Consider the following 22,397-nt stretch of genomic DNA (forward strand, 5'->3'; position numbering starts at 1 on the left):
GCTCCGCGCGCACGTACCCGGCTAGGCCGGCGCGTACAGGACGACGCGGAGATCGGGCTGGAAGACCCGTTCGGTGACGGGCCGCATCGCGGGGCGCAACCCCGCCACGCTGCGCCGTGCCGCGGCGTCGTCCTGGCCCGGCGGCCATCCTCCGCCGCGCGCGATCACGACCCACACGCGCCGCCCGCTGGTCGAGATCGTGCGGACCTCGCGCGCCGTCGGGAACGTCTGCGTCTCGTTGCCGGTGCGGAACGTCGTCCACGGTTGGCGGGGGAACAGCGGGACGAGCCCGTGCGCGTCACCGCCGTCGCGGTGCAGGTAGTACTCGAACGGGATCCGCGCCTCGTCGCCGAGGAAGACGATGCCGTCACCGGGGCGCGCGTGGTCGAGGATCCACGGCGTCGCGTCGCGCCAGTCGTCCTTCGGGTGCCCGCGGTAGTAGCTCGCGAGCGCGACGCCGGACAGCCCGACGACCGCGACGAGCGCGACGGCGCCGAGCCGCTTGACGTCGAGCGCGCACACCGCGACCGCGACGAGGATCAGCAGCGCGGGCGTGACCTGGACCAGGTACCGCGACTGGAAGCTCTGCTCGACGAACGACGCGACGATCGTCACGATCGTCGGGACGACGAGCCACGACCACGTGAGCGCGTGACCCCACGACCGCGTGCTGCGCAGCCCGCGCCGCCACACGGGGATCGCGCTGAGGAGCGCGAAGAAGGCGAGGACGAACATCACGACGACGAGCGCGCGCGAACCTGTTGCGGCAATCGAACCGATCGCGTGGACGAGCTCGGACAGCGAGCGTCCGCCCTCGAGGAAGTGCGTGCGCTCGCCGCGCGTCGCGGCGAGCAGCACGAGCATCGGCGCGCTCAGTGCCGCGATCACGATCCCGCCACGCGTCAGCCGCCGTCGGTCGACGCGCTCAGCGGGGACGAACGGCAGGGACGCGGCTTGCGCGACCAGGATCCCGATCCCCACCGGCTGCGTGTACACGAGCAGCCCGCTCGGCACGACCCACGCGACGAACGTGCGCCGCGACGGCGAGGTCATCTCGCCGGCGAAGCCGTACATCGAGACCGCGCCGAGCAACATGGTCAGGAGGTACGTGCGCGTCTCCTGGCCGAACACGACGACGTTCACGTTGATCGCCACGAGCAGGCCGACGACGAGCGCGACGCGCCGCCCGAAGAGGCGGCGGGCCGTCAGCGCGACGACGGGGACGAGCGGGAGCGCGCACAGCGCCGACGGCAGACGCAGGAACCACTCGGCGTCCGAGATGCGCGACCAGAACCACATGAAGACGAGGTAGCCCGCGCCTCCGGCCTCGCTCGTCGTGATGTGATGGACGAACGCGGGCCAGCTGCGGTGGACCGACGACCACGTGAACCCCTCGTCGAGCCAGAAGCTGTTGCCGCCGAGGCGCCACAGCACGAGGAAGGCGGCGATCGCGATCTCGATCGCGATGACGGCCCGGTCGGACGGCCAGGTGATGGCCCGCGACCGCTGCGGTCGCGTCAGGTCGTGCGACCGCGGGGCCGCCGGCGCGACACCGGCCTCGTCGTGGACGTCAGTGCGCACGCGCCCACCGCGCCGTGCTCGTCACCCGCGGACGCTCGCCCGCCGACCGGTCGTGTCGTGTGCGCACTCGGCCCACCTGGTTCGCCGCAGACGTCCCCGTCCCGGGACCGCGGGGCCCCCGGGCATGGTCCCACACCGCGGGGACCGTCCCGCGCGGCCCTTCGGGGCTCCCCGATCGGATCGGCATCCGGGGCTCGTTCTTGACCCGCGACGCGTGCGGATCCGCCGCTCACGGCGTGATGTCCGTTCCGGTCCGGAGTGCTCCGTTTCGTGGCCACGAATCGTGGCTACACTGTCACCGGTGAGGGTGGCTCCGGACGCGCGCGTCGGCGCGCCTCCCCACGGTGATCTCGCCGACGCACCGGCGCGGCCGGCGCGGGCGAGCGCGGTCCGGACCGCGGTCGCGCTCGCGATCGGTGCGGCGATCCTCGTCGCGATCGTGTTGCGGTTCGTGACGAAGTCGGACCTCTGGTCGGACGAGGCGCTCTCCGTCAACATCGCGAACCTCCCGCTGCACGACCTGCACGCCGCGCTCGAGCAGGACGGTGCCCCGCCGCTCTACTACCTGCTCCTGCACGGTTGGATGCGCGTCTTCGGGACGGGCGACTTCACCGTGCGGGCCATGTCGGGTCTGTTCTCGCTCGCGACGCTGCCCGCCGTCTGGGCTGCGGGCCGCCGCCTCGACCGGCGCCGCAGCGAGCTCGCGCTGCCCGACGAGGACCGGTCGACCGTCGCGTGGGCCGCCGTGCTGCTGCTCGCGTCGTCGCCGTTCGCGATCCGCTACGCGACCGAGACGCGCATGTACGCGCTCGTCATGTTCCTCGTCGCGTGCGGCTACCTAGCGGTGCTGCGCGCGTTCGACGAGCCGACGGTGCCCCGCCTCGCCGCCGTCGCCGCCGTCACCGGGCTCCTGCTGTACACGCACTACTGGGCGTTCGCGCTCGTCGGCGTCGTCATCGCGTTCCTCGCCGCGACCGCGATCCGCGGCGCGCACCGACGCGCGGCCGTACGGCTGCTCGTCGCCGTCGGCGTCGGGTGCCTGACGTTCCTCCCGTGGGTCGGGACCTTCCTGTACCAGGAGCGGCACACCGGCACACCGTGGGGCAACCCGCTGTCGCCCGCCAGCGGGACGAGTGCCGCGATCCTCGGGTTCGGCGGCTCCACGCGCCCGCTCGCCTGGGGTCTCCTGTTGCTCGTCCTCCTCGCGTTGTTCGCGCGCGCGCTCGACCGTCGCCACGTCGAGGTCGACCTCTGGACGCGCCCGGGCGTACGCGCGGAGATCGCGGTCGCGTTCGGTGCGCTGTGGTGCGGGCTCGTCATCTCGTACGCGGGCAAGAGCACGTTCGACCCCCGCTACGCGTCGGTGATGTTCCCGCTGTTCCTGCTCGCCGCCGCGTTCGGGGTCGCCGCGTTCCAGAGCCGGATCTTCCGGTACGGCGTCGTCGCCCTCGCCGTCGCGCTCGGCTTCGCGGGCGGGTGGAAGAACGTCTCGACGAACAGGACGCAGGCCGCGCAGGTCGCGAACGTCATCAACGCGTCCGCGCACCAGGGCGATCTCGTCCTCTACTGCCCCGACTCGGCCGGGCCGGATGTCAACCGGCTGATCGACAGCTGGCACGGGCTGCGCGAAGCGACGTTCCCGGACTTCCAGAGCCCCCAGCGCGTCGACTGGGTGGACTACCAACGCCGGACGGACGTCTCGCCCCTCACGTTCGCGGAGCAGGCGATCGGCGTCGCGGGACGGCACGACATCTGGTACGTCTGGTCGCCGGGTCTCAACGGTCTGCGCGACAAGTGCGAGCGGATCCTCGACGCGCTCGGGATCATGCGGCCCCACCACGACCGCATCCTCGAGCCCGACCCCGCGTACTTCGAGCACGCGGGGCTCGTCCACTACGCGCTCGGGTAGCGCCCCGCCGCCCCCGTCACGCGTCGCGCCGGCGGACCGCGAGCGCGCGGTAGACGGGCAGCACGCGGCCGATTGCGAACGGCAGGCGGCGCTCCTCGACGATGTCCCCGGCCGCCTCGAGCGCCGGGACGACCTGCGCGCGGCGGCCCTCGAACGTGTCCTCGCCCCGCTCGCCGGTGAGGACCTTGAGGCCGAGGTCGAGGACGGGCGACGTCCCGGGCGTGACGACGAGCGCCACGCCGTGCGGGGTCAGGACGCGCACCGCCTCGCGCGCCGCGACCGCGACGTCGGGGACGAACTCGAACGCGCTGACCACCACGACCGCGTCGAACGTTGCGTCCGCGTACGGCAGCGCGCACGCGTCACCGGTGACGAGCCGCACCTCCACGTCGATCGTGCGCAGCTGTCTGGTGACCGCGGCCGCCTCGTCGTGCACGTCGACGCCGTGCAGCTGCTCGCAGTGTCGCGCGAGCTCGGGCAGGAGGATTCCGCTGCCGTACCCGATCTCGAGCAGGCGTCGCGCACGCGGACGGATTCGCAGCAGCGACGCGATCGCGCCGAAGCGCATCCGCTCGACGCGTCCCAGCACGCCGCGGTACGCCCAGTCGCCCTGGTCGAGGGGGTTCGTCTTGACGAGCAGCTCGCGTGGGAGCAGACGGACGCGCGACCCTGCGGCGCTCACGGGCGGGTCACCAGCTCGTCGATGGCGGCGACGCACCGCTTGGACGCGTCACCGTCGCCGTACGGGGACGGCGTCTGCGCGAGCCGCGCGTGCAGCGCGTCGAGATCCGACGACCAGTCCGCGACCGTCTCGCCGATGGCCGGGCCCGGGGCGACGAGCCGCGCGAACGTCCCTTGGACCTCGGGCCGCTCGGTCGAGTTCCGCACGACGACGAGCGGCCGCTTGATCACGCTCGCCTCCTCCTGGAGCCCGCCCGAGTCCGACACCAGGATGCCGCTGCTCGCCGCGAGCCCGAGGAACTCGCGGTAGCCGAGGGGTTCGACGACGCGCAGCCGTCGCAGCCGGTCGTCGAGCCCGAAGGACGTCGCGCGCGTCGCGGTGCGCGGGTGGAGCGGGAGCACGACGGGCATCGGCAGCCGCGCGAGCTCGTCGAGGATCGTCGCGAGCACGTCGGGGTCGTCGACGTTCTCGGGACGGTGGAACGTGGCGAGCACGAACGCATCCTCGTCGACACCGTGCGACGCGAGCAGCGCGCGCCGCTCGTCGTCGTCCGGGACGATCTCGGGCACGACGTCCACCACCGTGTTGCCGGTCGTGGCGATGCGCTCCGCCGGGATGCCCTCGGCGAGGAGGTTCGCGCGGCTCGTCTCGGTCGGCGCGCAGCAGAGGTCGGCGAGGTGGTCGATGACCACGCGGTTGTGCTCCTCGGGCATCGCACGGTCGAAGCTGCGCAACCCGGCCTCGACGTGCACGAGCGGGATGCCGGAGGCGTTCGCGGCGAGCGCGCCGGCGAGCGCCGTGTTCGTGTCGCCCTGGACGACCACGGCGGCGGGGCGCCGGTCCGCGAACAGCCGGTCGAGCGCGACGGTGGCCTCGCCGATCTGGCGCCCGCGGCTCGTGCCCCCGATGTCGAGGCGGACGTCCGGTGCACCGAGGCGGAGCTGGGTCAGGAAGACGTCCGAGAGCGCGGCGCTGTAGTGCTGGCCGGTGTGGACGGCGCAGGCGCGCCCGCCGAGCTCGCGCAGCACGCCGGCGAGCTTCACGATCTCGGGCCGGGTGCCGTACACGACGGCGACGGCGCCGGATCGCCGCCCGGGATTGTCGTCGCTCACGGGTCCCACGTGGTTACCTTCGGCTGGTCGGGTCGGGGCTCAACCGTCTCATCACGGTTTCACGTGTGGGTGGTCCGATATATCCCGACTCGGTGCAACTGCGAAATCCTCGCATACCTCTCATGGGACGGTGGGTGGCCGCCGATAAGCTGTGCGTGTCCGGGAACTCAGGAAGACGTGCCGTCATTCGACGTCACGCCGCGGCGCGCGGCGTGACCGCCCGGCCGACCGGACCGCACGGTCTCGCGATTTCCCGGGAGGAGGCGCCGTGACGGACGTCCGCCTGGTCGACTCGCCGCTCGTCCTGCCATCGGACCAGGACGCATCCGGACGGACGCTCGGTGACGAGGAGCTCGCGCTGCTCGCCGAGGTGGTCCGCAGCGGCACGCTGACGAGCACCAAGGGCCCGCAGGTGCCCGCGCTCGAGCGCCGGTTCGCCGAGATGCTCGGCGTACGGCACGCGATCGCGTGCGCGTCGGGGACGGCCGCGGTGCACCTCGCCGTGGCGGCGGTCGACCCGGAGCCGGGCGACGAGATCGTCACCACGCCCGTCACCGACATGGGCGCGCTGAGCCCGATCCTGTACCAGGGCGCGATCCCCGTGTTCGCGGACGTGGACGTCGAGTCGTGCAACGTCACGGCCGAGACGATCGAGGCACGGCTGAGCGAGCGCACGCGCGCGATCGTCGTCACCCACCTCTTCGGCGCGCCGTGCGACATGCCGGCGATCGAGGAGCTCGCGCGGTCGCGTGGCATCCCCGTCATCGAGGACTGCGCGCAGGCGTACCTCGCGCGCAGCCGCGGTCGGCTCGTCGGGACGATCGGCACGGTCGGCTGCTTCAGCCTCCAGCAGGGCAAGCACATCACCACCGGTGAAGGTGGTCTCGCCGTCACGAACGACGACGCCGTCGCGCGACGCATGCGCCTGTTCGTGAACAAGGCGTGGCCGTACGGCGAGCCCGACCCCGACCACGAGTTCCTGGCCCTGAACTACCGGCTCACGGAGCTCCAAGGCGCCGTGGCGCGTGCCCAGCTCGAGAAGCTGCGGGCCGGCGTCGACCAGCGCATCGCGATGGCCGAGCGCCTGACCGACGCGCTCGCCGGGGTCAGCGGCATCTCGACGCCGCACGCCGCGCCCGGTGACGTCCACACGTACTGGAAGTACTGCCTGCGCGTCGACGAGCGCGTCGTCCCGGGCGGTCCGCAGGCGTTGGCCGCGGAGCTGAAGGTCGGCGGCATCGCGTCCGCGCCGCGCTACATCCAGAAGCCCGCGTTCCAGTGCGCGGTCTTCCGTGACCAGCGCACCTTCGGCATGAGCCGCTTCCCGTTCACGCTCGCTCGTCCGGAGGCCGTCGACTACGACGAGAACCGGTTCCCGGGCGCGTTCGCCGCGCTGGCGGGCATCCTCGTCCTGCCGTGGAACGAGCGCTACGAGCCCGAGCACGTCGACGGCCTCGCGGCCGCGATCACGGCGTCGATCGACAAGCTGGCAGGAGGTGCGTCGTGAGCGCCCCGCTTCGAATCGGGCTGATCGGTGCGGGCGGCATCGCTCGGGCGTACGTCGAGCTGTTCGAGCGCGTCGAGCGGGCGCAGCTCGTCGCGGTCGCGGACGTCGACATCGACGCCGCCCGCGCGCTCGCCGGTCGCGTCGACGCGATGCCGTTCGAGTCGCACGTGGAGCTGGGCGAGCAGGCGGGCTGCGACGCCGTGATCGTCTGCACGCCGCCCGCGACCCATCCCGAGATCGGCTCCTACTTCCTGAACCGGCGCGTGTCCGTGCTCTGCGAGAAGCCGTTGGCGGTCGACACCGCGAGCGCGCGCAACCTCGTCGAGCTCGCCCAGCGACACGGGGTCGTCCTCACGATGGCGGCCAAGTTCCGGTTCGTCGACGACGTGATCCGCGCGAAGAGCATCGTCGACTCCGGCATCCTCGGCGACATCATCCTGTTCGAGAACGCCTTCGCGTCGCGCGTCTCGATGGCCGACCGGTGGAACGCGGTGCCGGAGGTCAGCGGGGGTGGTGTGCTCATCGACAACGGCACGCACTCGGTGGACATCGTGCGCTACTTCCTCGGCCCCATCGCGGAGGTCATGGCCGTCGAGGCCAAGCGTGTGCAGCGCCTTCCCGTCGAGGACACCGCGCAGCTGTTCGTGCGCACGGCCGCGGACGTCGCCGCGACGGTCGACCTGTCGTGGAGCATCAACAAGGAGCTCGACAGCTTCATCAACGTGTACGGGTCCCACGGCACGATCCGGGTCGGCTGGCGCGAGTCGAAGTACCGGCAGGCGAGCAGCCCCGACTGGGTCGTGTTCGGACACGGCTACAAGAAGCTCGAGTGCATGCGGCGCGCGGTGGAGAACTTCTGCGGCGCGGTGCGCGGCGAGGAGCAGCTCCTCATCACGCCGGAGGAGGCGATCGCCTCCGTCGACGTCATCGAGGCCGCGTACAAGTCGCTCGGCCGCGGCGGCTGGGTTCCGGTGAAGGGCTACGAGGAGGAGACTCGCCCGGTCGCCCGGATCTCCGGCGTCGCCTGAGCGGGCGAGCGCGAGGCGCGTCGTGATCGCGTCCGACGCCCGAGTCCATCCGACGGCCGACGTCGAGGACGGCGTCGACATCGGTGCGCGGACCTCCGTGTGGTCGGATGTCCACGTGCGCGGCCCGGCCCGCATCGGGTCCGACTGCATCATCGGTGAGAAGACGTACATCGCCTACGACGTCGAGATCGGCGACCTCGTCAAGCTCAACGCGTTCGTGTACGTGTGCGCCGGTGTGACGATCGAGCGCGGGGTGATGGTCGCGGCGGGGACGATCTTCACCAACGACCGGTTCCCGCGGGCCACGACGCCCGACCTCACCCGGCTCCGCGGTTCCGAGCCCGACGAGCACACGCGCTCGACGCTGGTCCGCGAGGGCGCGACGATCGGGGCGCGCTGCGTCGTCGGCTGCGGCATCACGATCGGACGGTTCGCCATGGTCGGCATGGGCGCCGTCGTCACGCGGTCCGTCCCGGACTTCCACCTCGTCGTCGGCTCGCCCGCGCGCTCAGTCGCGTGCGTCTGCCGGTGCGGCGAGCCGTTCCTGCGGCTCGACGAGCCCGGTTCCACGGAACGGGACGACGTCGGGTGCCCCGCGTGCGGCGCCCGCTACTCCGTCCACGACGGTGTCGTCGCCGAGCGCGCTCCGGCGGCGTCATGACCCCGCAGCGGTGGGGGATCGTCGGTGGCGGGATGCTCGGGCTCACGCTCGCGCTGCGGCTGCGCGAGCAGGGGCACGACGTCGTGCTCGTCGAGGCGGCCGACCGGCTCGGCGGCCTCGCGTCGGCGTGGCATCTCGGTGACGTCGTGTGGGACCGCCACTACCACGTGACCCTGCTCTCCGACGTGCACGTGCGTGCCGTGCTGCGCGAGCTCGGGCTCGAGTCGGAGATGCGGTGGGTCGAGACGAAGACCGGCTACTACGCCGACGGCCGGCTGTCGTCGGTGTCGAACAGCCTCGAGTTCCTGCGCCTGCCGTCGCTCGGCCTGGTCGACAAGGCGCGTCTCGCGGCGACGATCCTCTACGGCTCGCGGGTGCGCGACTGGCAGCACCTCGAGCAGGTCCGCGTGTCGGACTGGCTGACGCGCTGGTCGGGCCGGCGGACGTTCGAGCGCTTCTGGCTGCCGCTGCTGCGCGCCAAGCTCGGCGAGAGCTACCGCGACGCGTCGGCCGCGTTCATCTGGGCGACGATCCAACGTCTCTACGCGGCGCGCCGGACCGGGCTGAAGAAGGAGATGTTCGGCTACGTCCCCGGCGGCTACGCGCGGATCCTCGAGCGGTTCGCGCACGTGCTCGGCGAGCGCGGCGTCGAGATGTCGCTCGGGCGCGCCGTGCAGTCCGTCGCGCGCGTCGACGACGACGGCGCCGCGTCGCACCCCGTGGAGATCCGCCTCGCGGGCGGCGAGGTCGTGGCGTGCGACTCCGTCGTCGTCACGGCGCCGGGAAACGTCGCGGCGCGCATCGTGCAGGGCCTCTCCGAGGGCGAGCGACGCGCGCTCGAGGGCATCCGGTACCAGGGGATCGTGTGCGCTTCTCTGCTGCTGCGCGACGGGCTCGGCCCGTACTACCTGACCTACCTGATGGACGACGTCCCGTTCACCGCGGTCGTCGAGATGTCGGCCTTCGTGGACCGCGCGAGCTTCGGCGGCAACGCCCTCGTCTACCTCCCGAAGTACGTCGCGCCCGACGACCCGCTCTTCGAGGTGCCCGACGACGAGATCGAGGCGCGCTTCGTCGACGCGCTCGCTCGCATCTACCCCTCGTTCTCGCGGGACGACGTCCTCGCGTTCCGGGTCTCACGGGCGCGCCAGGTCTTCGCGATCCCGACGCTCGGTTACTCGCGGTCGCTCCCGCCGACCGCGACGAGCGTCCCCGGTGTGCACGTCGTGAACTCCGCGCACATCGTGAACGGCACGCTGAACGTCGACGAGACGGTCCACCTCGCCGAGTCGTGGGCGGCCGGGATCGGGGTACCCGTCGAGGAGGCCGCACTGTCGGCGGGCCCGGCGTGAGTACGCTCCGAAGGTGGCGCGCATGAAGATGCTTGCGAGCCTGTCCCTGGACCTGGACAACCAGTGGTCGTACATGAAGACCCACGGTGACGCCGGCTGGGACTCGTACCCGTCCTATCTCGACGTCGTCGTCCCGCGCGTCCTCGACTTCCTCGCCGCGCGAGGGCTGCGCATCACGTTCTTCGTCGTCGGTCAGGACGCCGCGCTCGACCGGAACCACGACGCGCTCGCCGCGCTGTCCCGCGCCGGTCACGAGATCGGCAACCACTCGTTCCGCCACGAGCCCTGGCTGCACCTCTACTCCGAGGCCGAGCTCGAGAAGGAGCTGACGCGCGCGGAGGACGCGATCGAGTCGGCGACCGGCGTGCACCCGACCGGCTTCCGCGGGCCGGGGTACAGCCTGTCCGAGACGACACTGCGCGTGCTCGTGCGGCGCGGCTACCGCTACGACGCCTCGACGCTGCCGACGTACCTGGGGCCGCTCGCACGCGCCTTCTACTTCCGGTCCGCGCGGCTCGACGACGAGCAACGCCGCGAGCGCTCGCAGCTCTTCGGCACGTGGCGCGACGGCGCCCGGCCGGTCGGGCCGTACCGCTGGTCGGTGGACGGCACGACGCTGCTCGAGCTCCCGGTCACGACGATGCCGGTGGCGAAGGTGCCGATCCACGTCAGCTATCTGCTGTACCTGAGCGCGTACTCGCCGGCGCTCGCACGCGCGTACTTCCGCGGCGCGCTCGCGATGTGTCGCGCGGCGCGCGTCGGTCCGTCGATCCTGTTGCACCCGCTCGACTTCCTCGCCGCGGACGACGTCGACGCGCTCGCGTTCTTCCCCGGCATGGACCTGCCGTTGCCGCGCAAGCTCGACACGGTCGCAATGAGCCTCGACCTCCTCACGAATGCCTTCGACGTGCGCCCGGTGGGGGAGCACGCCGCCGCGCTCGACGCGCGCACGGACCTCCGCACCGTGCAGCCCCGCTTCGACTACGTCCCGGAGCACGACGGAGCCGTCTCGCGGTGACGACCGAGCACCCTCCCGACGCCGTGCCCACCCCGATCCCGGACCCGGTGCAGCTGCCGCCGCGCCGTCCGGAGGACCGGCCGCTCGTCTCGGTGATCGTCCCCGCGTTCAACGAGGAGGCGATCATCCGGCAGAGCCTCCGGACGCTGTGCGACTACATGCGCACGCTCGAGGACCTGTACCGGTGGGAGCTGATCGTCGTGAACGACGGCAGCAGCGACCGTACGGGCGATCTCGCCGAGGAGTTCGCGGCGACGGAGCCCGGCGTGCGCGTGCTCCACCACCGGGTCAACTTCCGGCTCGGTCAGGCGCTCCGATACGCGTTCAACGCGTCGCGTGGTGACTTCGTCGTCGTCATCGACTGCGACCTGAGCTACGCGCCCGACCACATCGGGCGGCTGCTCTACACGATCCAGGACACGCGTGCGCGCATCGTGATCGCGTCGCCGTACATGCACGGCGGGCGGACGACGAACATCCCGTTCCTGCGCCGCCAGGCGAGCCGCTGGGCGAACAAGCTGCTCGCGTTCGCGGCCGGTGGTGACCTGTCCACCGTGACCGGGATGGTCCGGGTCTACGACGGTCGGTTCCTCCGCAGCCTGAGCCTCAAGGCGATGGACACCGACATCAACACCGAGATCATCTACAAGGCGCGTGTGCTGCGCGCCCGGATCGTCGAGATCCCCGCGCACCTCGACTGGTCGTTCCAGTCGACCGGTGGCGTACGGCGCCGCGGATCGCTGCGTGTGCGACGGACGACGTTGTCGTCGTTGTTCAGCGCGTTCATCTTCCGGCCGTTCCTCTTCTTCATCCTCCCGGGGCTCGTCCTCCTCGCGCTGTCGCTCTACACGGGCGGGTGGGTGGTGTGGCACGTCGCCCAGCAGTACGGCCACAAGTCGGCGTTCGGCAACTACGGGTTCACGGGCGCGATCCAGAACGCGTGGCACGAGGCACCGCACACGTTCTTCATCTTCGGGATCAGTCTCCTGCTCTCCGTGCAGCTCCTGAGCCTCGGGATCATCGCGACGCAGAGCAAGCGCTACTTCGAGGAGCTGTTCCACCTCGGGACGTCGATCTACCGGAGCGTGAAGGGGCCCGATCCCGCGGATGTCGACGTCGCGGCCTTCGACGTCGTCGACGACGGTCTCGACCCGCGCGAGCGCCGATCGCCCCGCGCCGACCGGCGCCGCAACGGGACCGCCGCCGAGCTGGGCGACTGAACGCGCGGGCTCACCAGCCTCCGGGGGCGGTCGAGGACCCGGCGTTACACTGCGCGGACATGCGTGTCGCCGTCGGGTCCGATCACGCCGGGTACCCGCTCAAGCATCACCTCGTCGCCGTCCTGAAGGAGCGCGGTCACGAGGTCGACGACCTGGGGACGTCGTCGGAAGAGCCGGTCGACTACCCGCCGTTCTGCGCCGCGGTCGCGCGCGCGGTCGCGTCGGGCGAGGCGGACCGCGGCATCGTCCTCGGCGGCAGCGGGCAGGGTGAGCAGATCACCGCGAACAAGATCCGTGGCGTGCGCGCCGCGCTCTGCAACGACCTGTACACGGCGCGGATGTCCCGTCAGCACAACGACGCGAACGTCCTGTCGCTCGGCGCGAGGATCGTGGCGCCCGAGCTGGCGGAGGAGATCCTCCAGCTGTGGCTCGACACCGCGTTCGAGGGCGGCCGGCACGTGCGCCGGCTCGAGGAGATCGCCGAGATCGAGGAGGCCGAGCGAGCATGACCACCGGAACCGACCCGCTCGCGGCGACCGACCCCGCGATCGCGGACGTCATCGGCCGTGAGCGGGAGCGCCAGAACACGACGATCCAGCTCATCGCGTCGGAGAACTTCACCTCGCGCGCCGTGATGGCCGCGCAGGGGTCGGTGCTCACCAACAAGTACTCGGAGGGCTACCCGGGCAAGCGGTACTACGGCGGGAACTTCGTCGTCGACGAGGCCGAGGAGCTCGCCCGCGCGCGGGCCAAGGAGCTGTTCGGCGCCGAGCACGCGAACGTGCAGCCGCACTCGGGTGCGAGCGCCAACATGGCCGTCTATTTCGCGCTGCTCGAACCGGGCGACAAGGTCATGGGCATGCGCCTCGACCAGGGCGGTCACCTCACGCACGGGTCGCCGGTGAACTTCAGCGGCCGCTTCTACGACTTCGTCGCGTACGGCGTCGACGCGCAGAGCGAGGTGCTCGACTACGACGAGGTCCGCGACGTCGCGCGCCGCGAACGGCCCAAGGCGATCATCGCGGGCGCGACCGCGTACCCGCGTCTGATCGACTTCGCCGCGTTCCGCTCGATCGCCGACGACGTGGGCGCGCTGCTCATCGTCGACGCCGCGCACATCGCAGGGCTCGTCGCCGGTGGCGCGCACCCGTCGCCCGTCCCGTACGCGGACGTCGTCACGTTCACGACGCACAAGACGCTGCGCGGACCGCGCGCCGGCGCGATCCTGTGCCGCGAGCAGTACGCCACGATCATCGACAAGACGGTGTTCCCGGGTCTCCAGGGCGGGCCGCTCATGCACGTCATCGCGGCGAAGGCCGTGGCGTTCCACGAGGCCGCGCAGCCGTCGTTCCGTGACTACGCGACGAGCGTCGTGCGCAACGCGCAGGCACTCGCGGGTGCGCTCGCCGAGGAAGGCCTGCGCATCGTCTCGGGCGGCACGGAGAACCACTTGATGCTCGTCGACCTGCGTCCGTTCGGCGTGACGGGCAAGGTCGCGCAGCAGGCACTCGATCGGGCCGGGATCACGTGCAACATGAACACGATCCCGAACGACCCCGAGAAGCCGTTCGTGACGAGCGGCCTGCGCCTCGGCACGGCGGCGGTCACGACCGCGGGGATGGGGGAGCCCGAGATGGCCGAGATCGCGTCGCTGATCGCCCGGGTCCTGCGTGCGGTCGACGACCCCGACGTCGCGGCCGACGTCCACGAGTCGGCGAACCGCCTCTGCTCCAAGTTCACGCCCTACCCGGAGCACTGATGGGCGCGACGTCGCGGGAGCCGGATGCGGCGACCGGAGCGACCGGGGTGAACGTACGTCTTCGGGCCGCGCTGCTTCGTGAGCGGGATGCGGCGACCGGAGCGCCCAGGGTGAACGTGTGTTCCCCAACCGCGCCACTTCGTGAGCGGGATGCGGCGACCGGAGCGACGGAGGAGCGCAGGGAGCTCGCCAGCGAACGACGGATACGCGTCGCGCAGGCCGGACACCCGAGCGCTGCAGCGACGGAGTGAGCGAGAAGACATAGATGGGCGGATACGCGGTCGTCCTCGCGGTCGCTGCGTGCACGACGGCGCTGTTGACGCCGTTGGTCCGCTGGCTCGCGTTGCGCGTCGGCGCGGTCGCGATGCCCGACCCGCGCAAGATGCACACGCGCCCGATGCCGTCGCTCGGTGGCGCGGCGATGTTCGCGGGGTTCCTCGTCGCGATGGCCGTCGCGTCGAGGATCCCGCAGTTCCACGAGATGTTCCGGGGGTCGTCCGAGCCGGTCGGGCTGATGCTCGCGGCGGCCGTCATGTTCGTCGTCGGCGCGATCGACGACTTCCGCGAGATGTCACCGCCGGCGAAGCTCGCGGGTCAGGTGCTGAGCGGCAGCATCCTGTCGATCATGGGCGTGCAGATGCTGTTCTTCCACGTCCCGTTCTCGAGCTTCGGCACGGTGGTGCTGTCGCCCGACCTCGCGCCGCTCGTCACCGTCATCACCGTCGTCGTGATGGCGAACGCGATCAACCTGATTGACGGGCTCGACGGGCTCGCGGCGGGCATCGTGATCATCGCCGGCTCGGCGCTGTTCCTCTACTCGGACCGGCTCTTCAAGGGCGGGTTCCTCGAGGGGTCGAACATCGCGCCGCTCGTCGCCATCATCGCGGTCGGCGTGTGTCTCGGGTTCCTGCCGTTCAACTTCAACCCGGCGCGCATCTTCATGGGCGACGCGGGCGCGCTGTTCCTCGGGCTCCTCATGGCGACGATGACGATCACGATCGGCGGCCGGGCCGACTACGTGTACCCGGGGCAGACGTACTTCTTCTACGCGCCGTTGTTCATCCCGGTCGTCATCCTCGGCGTCCCGATGCTGGACACCGCGTTCTCGTTCGTCCGGCGCGTCGCGAGACGCCAGTCGTTCGCGGTCGCGGACAAGAACCACCTGCACCATCGTCTGATGCGCCTCGGCCACGGCCCCCGTCGCACGGTCGTGATCCTGTGGTCCTGGACCGCGTTGCTCTCCGCGCTCGCGCTGCTGCCGCTGTACGTGAAGCGGGGCAACGGCCTGGTCCCGGTCGGGGTGCTCGGCCTCGGGCTGTTGCTGTACGCCGTCTTCCACCCCGGCGCGCGGGAGGCCCGCCGCGGGCACGGCGATCCGGTCGTCGCCGCCGACGGGGACGGCACCGACGACGCGGTCGTCGACCTCGAGTCCCGCCGGCGGGGGGCGCGGGTCGCGGTCGGCGCGCACGGCCCGGCGCCGCGGACACGCCGTGGCCGCGGCCCCCGGTCCGGCCGGTCGGTGTAGGGGGCGCGGCCCACCGCCACCGTGCGCCGCCACGCCCCGTACCTGGGCTGTCATCGCAGCGAGTTGCACCCTGCGAGGCGCTCCGTTAGATTGGGAATCGTTTCACAAAGCCCGCTGCCCGAGCCGCGCGCGGGCACGCGCGGGCGCATCGAGGGAGACCGGGTGAGAGTCGGCGAGCGGCGAGCGACACCTGCAGTCGGACACAACGACGGCCTGACCCAGGCCCTCACGTTCGTCGTTGCACCGCTGCTGCTGGGCCTGATCGGGTACGGCCTGGACCGGTGGCTCGGTACGCGCCCCGTCCTCATGCTCGCGCTCGCGTGCTTCGGCGTCGCGGGGACGTTCGTCACCTCGTTCTACGAGTACCAGGCGCGCTGCGCCCGGGAGGACGAGGGGAAGCCGTGGACGCGGCGGCGAGCATGAACACGGGGGAGGCCGGTGTAGTACCGGCACACGCGTACGAGTCCCAGGTCGCGGGGGACCTCGTGCGCCGCGCGGCGATCGTCGCGCCGCTCGTCGTGCTCCTCGCGGGTGTGATCCGGGGAGTCGACGGCGCGGTGAGCGCGTTCGTGGCGTTGGTGCTCGTCGCGCTCAACTTCCTCGTCGCGGCCCGTCTCGTCGGCTGGTCCGCGGGCAAGGGCCTCGGCGCGGTGTACGCCGCGGTCCTCGGCGGGTACGTGGTGCGTCTCGGTGCGCTCGCCGCGATCGTCGTCGGTCTCGAGCGTCTGAGCTGGATCGACCTGCCCGTCCTCGTCGTCACCGTCGCGGTGACGCACCTGGGCCTGCTCGTGTGGGAGATGCGCTACGTCAGTCTCTCGCTCGCGGCGCCCGGTCTGAAGCCGGCGGCCGCGCCGCGCCGGCACCACCGTCCGGTCCTCGCCGGCGGCAGCCCGTCGCCCGACCCGTGGAACAACAAGGAGTAGTGGGCGTGCTCGCTGCGTTCGTCTTCCCGCCGATCGACGAGATCTTCCGCTGGAAGGACGTCGCGTTCAAGGGAACGCCGTTCGCGCTGAACAAGACGGGCATCTTCTGCCTCGTCTCCGCGCTGCTCGTCGTGTGGCTCTTCGTGCAGGGCTCGCGGAAGATGAAGCTCGTCCCGCACGGACTCCAGAACGTTGTCGAGATGGGCTACGAGTTCGTCGACCGCGGGATCGCGAAGGACGTCATCGGCCCGAACGCGAGCGGCTGGACACCGTTCCTCGGCGCGCTCTTCTTCTACATCCTGTTCCTGAACCTCTGGGAGGTCATCCCGGTCATCCAGTTCCCGCCGACGTCGCGCTTCGCCATCCCCTTCTACCTGGCGCTGCAGACGTACGTGATCATGATCATCGCGGGGTTCAAGACGCAGGGCTTCAAGTACGTCACCCACCACATCTTCCCGCCCGGCGTCCCGTTGCCGCTCTACGTGCTGGTGACGCCGATCGAGATCGTGTCCGTGTTCATCGTGCGGCCGTTCTCGCTGGCCGTCCGACTCCTCGCCAACATGATGGCGGGCCACATCCTGCTCACCGCGATGGCGTTGCTGACGGCCTACGCGCTGAAGAACGCACCGCTCATCGCGATCGGTCCGTTCGCGCTGAACATCGCGGTCACCGCGTTCGAGATCCTCGTCGCGTTCCTGCAGGCGTACATCTTCACGCTGCTCACCGCCGTCTACATCGCCGAGTCCGTCAACCCCGAGCACTGAGCTCGTCGGTAACCAAGGAGAAGCACCAATGTCCCTGCTCCACCTCGCCGCCCAGAACCCGGGTGAGCTCCAGAAGGGTCTGTCGGCCATCGGCGCGGGCATCGCGTACGGCGCCGCGGCCATCGGCCCGGGCATCGGCATCGGCTACGTCGTGGGCTCGGCGATCACCGCCATGGCCCGCCAGCCCGAGATGCAGGGCCCGGTCCGCACGACGATGTTCCTCGGCATCGCGTTCACCGAGGCGCTCGCGCTCTTCGGCTTCGTCCTCTTCTTCCTCGCGAAGGGCTAGGACCGAGCTTCGACGCGCCCGGCCGACCCTCACCGGGCGAGCGTTCGTGACCCGAGGGTACGGAGGTCGACGTGCATCTCGTTGTGCTGGCCGCGGAGAACACCACCAACGTCACGGCCAAGAACCCGATCATCCCGGAGGGAAAGGAGATCCTCTGGGGCGCGATCGCGTTCTTCATCGTGCTCGCGCTGCTGTGGAAGTTCGCGTTCCCCGCGATCAAGAAGGCCCTCGCGGACCGCGAGCAGCGGATCCGGGACGACCTGGAGCGCGCCGAGTCGGCGCGGCAGGAGGCCGAGCAGTCCCTCGAGGAGTACCGGCGCCAGCTCGCGGACGCGCGCGCGGAGGCGGGTCGCATCATCGAGGAGGCGCGGCAGGCGGCCGACCAGGTCCGCAAGGACCTGCTCGCGCGTGCGGAGGCGGACGCGGCGGACGTGCGGGCGCGCGCCCGTGACGACATCCGTCTCGCGACCGAGCGCGCGATGGGCGACCTGCAGACCCGGGTCGCCGACCTGTCGATCGAGCTCGCCGAGAAGGTCGTCGAGCGCAACCTCGACCGTGACACGCAGCTGGCCCTGATCGAGAGCTACATCAACCAGGTATCGACGTCATGAGCACAGAGCGGCGAGCGGCCGCGAGGCGGGTATCCCGCCGAGCGGCGAGCGCGACCATCAGCATCGCGGGAGCGAAGGTATGAGCGACCGCGTCGAGGCGTACGCCAACGCGTTCCTGGAGGTGGCCCGGGCGGAGGGCTACCTCACGGACATCGAGGACGAGCTCTACCGGTTCGCCCGCGCGTTCGAGAGCTTCGACGACCTGCGCATGGCGTTGACCGACCAGGCGCTCCCCGCGGAGCGGCGCATCGCGGTGATCGAGGAGCTGATGGGCGGCAAGGCGCTGCCCGCGTCGATCGCGCTCGCGGGGATGGTCGTCGCCGCGGGCCGCGCCCACGACCTGCCCGTGATCGTCGATCGCTTCGTCAGCGAGGCCGCGCAGGAGCGCGATCAGGAGGTCGCCGAGGTCCGCAGCGCGGTGCCGCTCGACGCCGGTCAGCAGCAGCGACTCGCCGCCGCGCTCGCCCGCGCGACCGGGAAGCAGGTGGAGATCAAGGTCGTGATCGACCCGACCGTGCTCGGCGGGATCGTGGCGCGCGTCGGTGACGTCGTCATCGACGGCTCGGTGCGCCACCGCCTCGAGCAGCTGAAGGAGCAGATCTGACATGCCCGAGCTGACGATCAACGCCGACGAGATCGCGGCCGCGCTGCGCAAGCACGTCGACACGTTCCAGCCGTCGCTCGCGAAGGGACAGGTCGGCCGGGTGCTCCTCGTCGGCGACGGCATCGCGCGCGTCGCGGGCCTGCCCGAGACCGCGGTGAACGAGCTGCTCGAGTTCGAGGGCGGCATGCTCGGCCTCGCGCTGAACCTGGACGAGGACTCGATCGGCGCGGTCGTGCTCGGTGAGGTCGACGAGATCGAGGAGGGCGCCGCGGTCCGGGCGACGGGCCGCATCCTGTCGGTCCCCGTCGGCGACGCGCTGATCGGGCGCGTGGTGAACCCGCTCGGCGAGCCCGTCGACGGCAAGGGTCCGATCAACGCGACGGAGGAGCGCCGCCTCGAGGTCCAGGCGCCCGGCATCGTCGGCCGCACGCCGGTCCACGAGCCGTTGCAGACGGGCATCAAAGCCATCGACGCGATGACGCCCATCGGTCGCGGTCAGCGTGAGCTGATCATCGGCGACCGCAAGACGGGCAAGACGACCGTCGCGATCGACACGATCCTCAACCAGCGCGGCACCGGCGTGAAGTGCATCTACGTCGCGGTCGGCCAGAAGGGTTCGACCGTCGCGCAGACGGTCGCGACGCTCGAGTCGCACGGCGCGATGGACTACACGGTCGTCGTGAACGCGCCTGCGTCGGAGGAGGCGGTGTTCAAGTACCTCGCGCCGTACGCCGGGTGCGCGATGGGTCAGCACTGGATGGACAACGGCGACGCCGCACTGATCGTCTACGACGACCTCTCGAAGCAGGCCGAGGCGTACCGCCAGCTCTCGCTGCTGCTCCGCCGTCCGCCGGGCCGCGAGGCGTATCCGGGCGACGTCTTCTACCTCCACAGCCGGCTGCTCGAGCGGGCCGCCAAGCTGAACGACGAGCGGGGCGGCGGCTCGCTGACCGCGCTGCCGATCATCGAGACGAAGGCGGGCGACGTGTCGGCGTACATCCCGACCAACGTCATCTCGATCACCGACGGCCAGATCTACCTCCAGGACGACCTCTTCAAGTCGGGTGTGCGCCCCGCCGTGGACGTCGGCATCTCGGTGTCGCGCGTCGGGAGCGCCGCGCAGATCAAGGCGATGAAGGAGGTCGCCGGGACGCTGAAGCTCGACCTCGCGCAGTTCCGCGAGCTCGAGGCGTTCGCGACGTTCGGCTCCGAGCTCGATGCCGTGTCGAAGGCGCAGCTCGACCGGGGCTACCGGCTGACGGAGCTGTTGAAGCAGCCGCTGAACTCGCCGATGCCGGTCGAGAAGCAGGTCCTCTCGATCTTCTGCGGCACGTCGGGCGCGCTCGACGACCTCCCCGTGGCGGAGGTCCGACGCTTCGAGGCCGACCTCCTCGACTACTTCGAGGGCCGGCACGCCGACATGCTCGACCAGATCCGCACCAAGGGCACGCTCCCCGACGAGGAGGCGCTGCGGCGGGCGGTCGACGACTTCAAGGCGACGTTCGTGGCGACGATCGACACGACCGGGCACGAGGCACGGCGCGAGGTCTGACGGGGCATGGCGGGCGGTCAGGAACGCATCCTGCGGCGACGCATCCGCAGCGTGCAGTCGACGATGAAGATCACGCGCGCGATGGAGCTCATCGCGGCGAGTCGCATCGTCCGCGCGCAGGGACGCGTCGAAGCCGCCCGTCCGTACAGCGAGCAGATCACGCACGTCATCGCGAACCTCGCCGGCGGCGGCAGCGACCTCGACAGCCCGCTCCTCGTCCCGCGCGAAGTGCGGCGCGTCGCGTACGTCGTGCTCGCCGCCGACCGTGGCTTGTGCGGTGCGTACAACACCTCGGTGATCCGCGCTGCCGAGCGTGCGTTGCAGGCGCAGGTCGCGCAGGGCCGCGAGTACGCGCTCGTGCTCGTGGGGCGGAAGGCCGAGAGCTACTTCCGCTTCCGCGACTACGACATCGACGCGTCGTTCTCCGGCTTCAGCGAGCAGCCGCAGTACGCCGATGCGAAGCGCGTCGCGGCGGCGATCACAGAGGCCTTCGAGGAGGAGCGCTACGACCGCGTCGAGGTTGCGTACACGCGCTTCGTCTCGGCCGGTTCGCAGACCGTCGAGCTGGTGCCGCTCATGCCGCTCGACCGCGAGGAGCTCGGCCTGGCCGAGGCGGGCTCACGCGACGGTGAGGTGCAGGCGCCGTACGAGTTCGAGCCCGAACCCGGCGCGATCCTCGAGCGCCTGCTGCCCCGTTACGTCGAAGCACGCCTGTTCGCCGCGATGCTCGACGCTGCCGCGTCGGAGCAGGCCGCCCGCCAGCGCGCGATGAAGGCCGCGACCGACAACGCCGAGGACTTGATCACGACGTACACGCGGCGGATGAACCGCGCCCGCCAGGACTCGATCACCACCGAGATCATGGAGGTCGTCGGTGGCGCGGAGGCCCTGCGCGGCGGCGGTCCCCACGACGAGCCCGACCGTCTCCTCGCCGACGAGCTCGCGAGCCGGCGCGCCGCCACTTCGACCACCTGACCGACCGACTGCCCGACGCAACGCACCCAGAGCACCGCAACCAGGAGCGCGAGATGACCATCACGGCCGAGACGCAGGCGCAGCAGCAGCGTCAGCTCAAGGAAGGGCGGGTCGTCGCGATCGCCGGACCGGTGATCGACGTCGAGTTCCCGCCCGACGGGCTGCCCGAGATCAACACCGCGCTCGAGACGGATGTCGATCTCGAGGGACGGACGATCACGATCACGGCCGAGGTCGCGCAGCAGATCGGCGACAGTCGTGTGCGCGCCATCTGCCTCAAGCCGACGGACGGCCTGCGCCGCAACGCGGTCGTCCGCAACACCGGCCGCGGCATCACCGTCCCGGTCGGTCAGGGGACGCTCGGCCACGTCTTCAACGTCATCGGCGAGCCGCTCGACGTGCCGGCCGACGAGCTGACGAACATCGACGACCGGTGGGAGATCCACCGCGAGCCGCCGCCGTTCGACCAGCTCGAGCCGCGCGCGCAGATGTTCGAGACCGGGATCAAGGTCATCGACCTGCTCGAGCCGTACGTGCAGGGCGGCAAGATCGGCCTGTTCGGCGGCGCGGGCGTCGGCAAGACCGTCCTCATCCAGGAGATGATCCAGCGGGTCGCGACGCAGCACGGTGGTGTGTCGGTGTTCGCGGGCGTCGGCGAGCGCACGCGTGAGGGCACCGACCTCTGGCTGGAGATGACCGAGTCGGGCGTCATCGAGAAGACCGCGCTCGTCTACGGGCAGATGGACGAGCCGCCGGGCGTACGGCTGCGCGTCGCGCTGTCCGCGCTCACGATGGCCGAGTACTTCCGCGACGTGCAGAACCAGGACGTGCTGCTGTTCGTCGACAACATCTTCCGGTTCGTGCAGGCCGGCTCCGAGGTGTCGACGCTGCTCGGCCGCATGCCCTCCGCAGTGGGGTACCAGCCGACGCTGGCCGACGAGATGGGCCAGCTGCAGGAGCGGATCACGTCCACCCGGGGCCACTCGATCACCTCGATGCAGGCGATCTACGTGCCCGCGGACGACATCACCGACCCCGCGCCGCACACCACGTTCGCCCACCTGGACGCGACGACCACGCTGTCCCGTCCGGTGTCGGAGAAGGGCATCTACCCGGCGGTCGACCCGCTCGACTCCACGTCGCGGATCCTCGCGGCGGAGTACATCGGCCAGGAGCACTACGACATCGCGAACCGGACGAAGCAGATCCTCCAGCGGTACAAGGAGTTGCAGGACATCATCGCCATCCTCGGCATCGACGAGCTCTCCGAGGAGGACAAGGTCATCGTCGGCCGGGCCCGGCGCATCGAGCGGTTCCTCTCGCAG

22 protein-coding genes are annotated in these 22,397 nt (G+C 71.0%); 19 read left to right on the forward strand and 3 right to left on the reverse strand.

The window, feature by feature from the left end; all coding sequences use genetic code 11:
• Positions 1-21: 21 nt before the first annotated feature.
• On the reverse strand, positions 22-1,581 hold the full coding sequence (locus VFC33_11315) for a glycosyltransferase family 39 protein (GenBank protein HZR13826.1): 1,560 nt from the start codon (positions 1,579-1,581) through the stop codon (positions 22-24).
• A 301-nt stretch (positions 1,582-1,882) separates the two neighbouring features.
• On the opposite strand from VFC33_11315, the gene VFC33_11320 reads away from it, so the two are divergent.
• Positions 1,883-3,490, forward strand: coding sequence for a glycosyltransferase family 39 protein (locus tag VFC33_11320; GenBank protein ID HZR13827.1), 1,608 nt, complete (start codon positions 1,883-1,885; stop codon positions 3,488-3,490).
• A gap of 16 nt (positions 3,491-3,506) precedes the next feature.
• Here VFC33_11320 and VFC33_11325 read toward each other — a convergent pair whose 3' ends face one another.
• The gene (locus VFC33_11325; GenBank protein ID HZR13828.1) at positions 3,507-4,172 is read right to left on the reverse strand and encodes a class I SAM-dependent methyltransferase; all 666 of its coding nucleotides are present in this window, start codon (positions 4,170-4,172) and stop codon (positions 3,507-3,509) included.
• Positions 4,169-5,284: a UDP-N-acetylglucosamine 2-epimerase (non-hydrolyzing) gene (gene wecB, locus VFC33_11330; protein HZR13829.1), complete on the reverse strand. Its 1,116-nt coding sequence runs from the start codon at positions 5,282-5,284 to the stop codon at positions 4,169-4,171. Before wecB ends, VFC33_11325 begins: the two co-directional genes overlap by 4 nt.
• A gap of 268 nt (positions 5,285-5,552) precedes the next feature.
• Between wecB and VFC33_11335 the strand changes: the two genes are divergently transcribed.
• The 18 genes from VFC33_11335 to atpD form a co-directional block, all read left to right on the forward strand.
• The gene (locus VFC33_11335; GenBank protein HZR13830.1) at positions 5,553-6,791 is read left to right on the forward strand and encodes a DegT/DnrJ/EryC1/StrS family aminotransferase; all 1,239 of its coding nucleotides are present in this window, start codon (positions 5,553-5,555) and stop codon (positions 6,789-6,791) included.
• Entirely contained in the window at positions 6,788-7,819 is a 1,032-nt protein-coding gene (locus tag VFC33_11340) for a Gfo/Idh/MocA family oxidoreductase (protein HZR13831.1), read from the forward strand. The genes VFC33_11335 and VFC33_11340 overlap by 4 nt, the downstream gene beginning before the upstream one ends.
• 22 nt (positions 7,820-7,841) lie before the next feature.
• Positions 7,842-8,480, forward strand: a complete 639-nt coding sequence (locus tag VFC33_11345; protein HZR13832.1) for an acyltransferase — start codon at positions 7,842-7,844, stop codon at positions 8,478-8,480.
• A complete protein-coding gene (locus tag VFC33_11350; GenBank protein ID HZR13833.1) occupies positions 8,477-9,832 on the forward strand; it encodes an NAD(P)/FAD-dependent oxidoreductase in 1,356 nt (451 codons plus the stop codon). Before VFC33_11345 ends, VFC33_11350 begins: the two co-directional genes overlap by 4 nt.
• 22 nt (positions 9,833-9,854) lie before the next feature.
• Positions 9,855-10,850, forward strand: coding sequence for a polysaccharide deacetylase family protein (locus VFC33_11355; protein ID HZR13834.1), 996 nt, complete (start codon positions 9,855-9,857; stop codon positions 10,848-10,850).
• The gene (locus tag VFC33_11360) at positions 10,847-12,070 is read left to right on the forward strand and encodes a glycosyltransferase family 2 protein (protein ID HZR13835.1); all 1,224 of its coding nucleotides are present in this window, start codon (positions 10,847-10,849) and stop codon (positions 12,068-12,070) included. The genes VFC33_11355 and VFC33_11360 overlap by 4 nt, the downstream gene beginning before the upstream one ends.
• Positions 12,071-12,129: 59 nt before the next feature.
• Positions 12,130-12,579 carry a ribose 5-phosphate isomerase B gene (gene rpiB / locus VFC33_11365; GenBank protein ID HZR13836.1) on the forward strand — a complete coding sequence of 150 codons (450 nt, stop codon included), beginning with the start codon at positions 12,130-12,132 and terminating at the stop codon, positions 12,577-12,579.
• Positions 12,576-13,829: a serine hydroxymethyltransferase gene (gene glyA / locus VFC33_11370; GenBank protein ID HZR13837.1), complete on the forward strand. Its 1,254-nt coding sequence runs from the start codon at positions 12,576-12,578 to the stop codon at positions 13,827-13,829. Before rpiB ends, glyA begins: the two co-directional genes overlap by 4 nt.
• Positions 13,830-14,094: 265 nt before the next feature.
• Entirely contained in the window at positions 14,095-15,354 is a 1,260-nt protein-coding gene (locus VFC33_11375; GenBank protein ID HZR13838.1) for an MraY family glycosyltransferase, read from the forward strand.
• Positions 15,355-15,516: 162 nt separating this feature from the next.
• Positions 15,517-15,777 carry an AtpZ/AtpI family protein gene (locus VFC33_11380; GenBank protein HZR13839.1) on the forward strand — a complete coding sequence of 87 codons (261 nt, stop codon included), beginning with the start codon at positions 15,517-15,519 and terminating at the stop codon, positions 15,775-15,777.
• The gene (locus tag VFC33_11385; GenBank protein HZR13840.1) at positions 15,756-16,277 is read left to right on the forward strand and encodes an ATP synthase subunit I; all 522 of its coding nucleotides are present in this window, start codon (positions 15,756-15,758) and stop codon (positions 16,275-16,277) included. The genes VFC33_11380 and VFC33_11385 overlap by 22 nt, the downstream gene beginning before the upstream one ends.
• A 5-nt stretch (positions 16,278-16,282) precedes the next feature.
• Positions 16,283-17,041, forward strand: a complete 759-nt coding sequence (gene atpB, locus VFC33_11390; protein ID HZR13841.1) for a F0F1 ATP synthase subunit A — start codon at positions 16,283-16,285, stop codon at positions 17,039-17,041.
• Between the two features lie 28 nt (positions 17,042-17,069).
• The gene (gene atpE / locus VFC33_11395; GenBank protein ID HZR13842.1) at positions 17,070-17,330 is read left to right on the forward strand and encodes an ATP synthase F0 subunit C; all 261 of its coding nucleotides are present in this window, start codon (positions 17,070-17,072) and stop codon (positions 17,328-17,330) included.
• Between the two features lie 71 nt (positions 17,331-17,401).
• A complete protein-coding gene (gene atpF / locus VFC33_11400; GenBank protein HZR13843.1) occupies positions 17,402-17,941 on the forward strand; it encodes a F0F1 ATP synthase subunit B in 540 nt (179 codons plus the stop codon).
• 79 nt (positions 17,942-18,020) lie between these two features.
• Complete coding sequence (atpH, locus tag VFC33_11405) at positions 18,021-18,545, forward strand: ATP synthase F1 subunit delta (protein HZR13844.1); 525 nt, start codon at positions 18,021-18,023, stop codon at positions 18,543-18,545.
• 1 nt (position 18,546) lies between these two features.
• On the forward strand, positions 18,547-20,097 hold the full coding sequence (atpA, locus tag VFC33_11410; GenBank protein HZR13845.1) for a F0F1 ATP synthase subunit alpha: 1,551 nt from the start codon (positions 18,547-18,549) through the stop codon (positions 20,095-20,097).
• Between the two features lie 6 nt (positions 20,098-20,103).
• A complete protein-coding gene (locus tag VFC33_11415; GenBank protein ID HZR13846.1) occupies positions 20,104-21,072 on the forward strand; it encodes a F0F1 ATP synthase subunit gamma in 969 nt (322 codons plus the stop codon).
• A gap of 53 nt (positions 21,073-21,125) precedes the next feature.
• The coding region (atpD, locus tag VFC33_11420) for a F0F1 ATP synthase subunit beta (protein HZR13847.1) at positions 21,126-22,397 on the forward strand (1,272 nt) is incomplete at its 3' end.

It is taken from the genome of Acidimicrobiia bacterium, assembly GCA_035651955.1.
Taxonomy (GTDB): domain Bacteria; phylum Actinomycetota; class Acidimicrobiia; order IMCC26256; family JAMXLJ01; genus JAMXLJ01.

What these genes read in the sequence shown, in the direction of transcription:
- VFC33_11350 (HZR13833.1), top strand. Translation starts at nt 8,477, where the DNA reads ATGACCCCGCAGCGGTGGGGGATCGTCGGTGGCGGGATGCTCGGGCTC.
- VFC33_11355 (HZR13834.1), top strand. Translation starts at nt 9,855, where the DNA reads ATGAAGATGCTTGCGAGCCTGTCCCTGGACCTGGACAACCAGTGGTCG.
- rpiB (HZR13836.1), top strand. Translation starts at nt 12,130, where the DNA reads ATGCGTGTCGCCGTCGGGTCCGATCACGCCGGGTACCCGCTCAAGCAT.
- glyA (HZR13837.1), top strand. Translation starts at nt 12,576, where the DNA reads ATGACCACCGGAACCGACCCGCTCGCGGCGACCGACCCCGCGATCGCG.
- VFC33_11375 (HZR13838.1), top strand. Translation starts at nt 14,095, where the DNA reads ATGGGCGGATACGCGGTCGTCCTCGCGGTCGCTGCGTGCACGACGGCG.
- atpE (HZR13842.1), top strand. Translation starts at nt 17,070, where the DNA reads ATGTCCCTGCTCCACCTCGCCGCCCAGAACCCGGGTGAGCTCCAGAAG.
- atpH (HZR13844.1), top strand. Translation starts at nt 18,021, where the DNA reads ATGAGCGACCGCGTCGAGGCGTACGCCAACGCGTTCCTGGAGGTGGCC.
- atpA (HZR13845.1), top strand. Translation starts at nt 18,547, where the DNA reads ATGCCCGAGCTGACGATCAACGCCGACGAGATCGCGGCCGCGCTGCGC.
- VFC33_11415 (HZR13846.1), top strand. Translation starts at nt 20,104, where the DNA reads ATGGCGGGCGGTCAGGAACGCATCCTGCGGCGACGCATCCGCAGCGTG.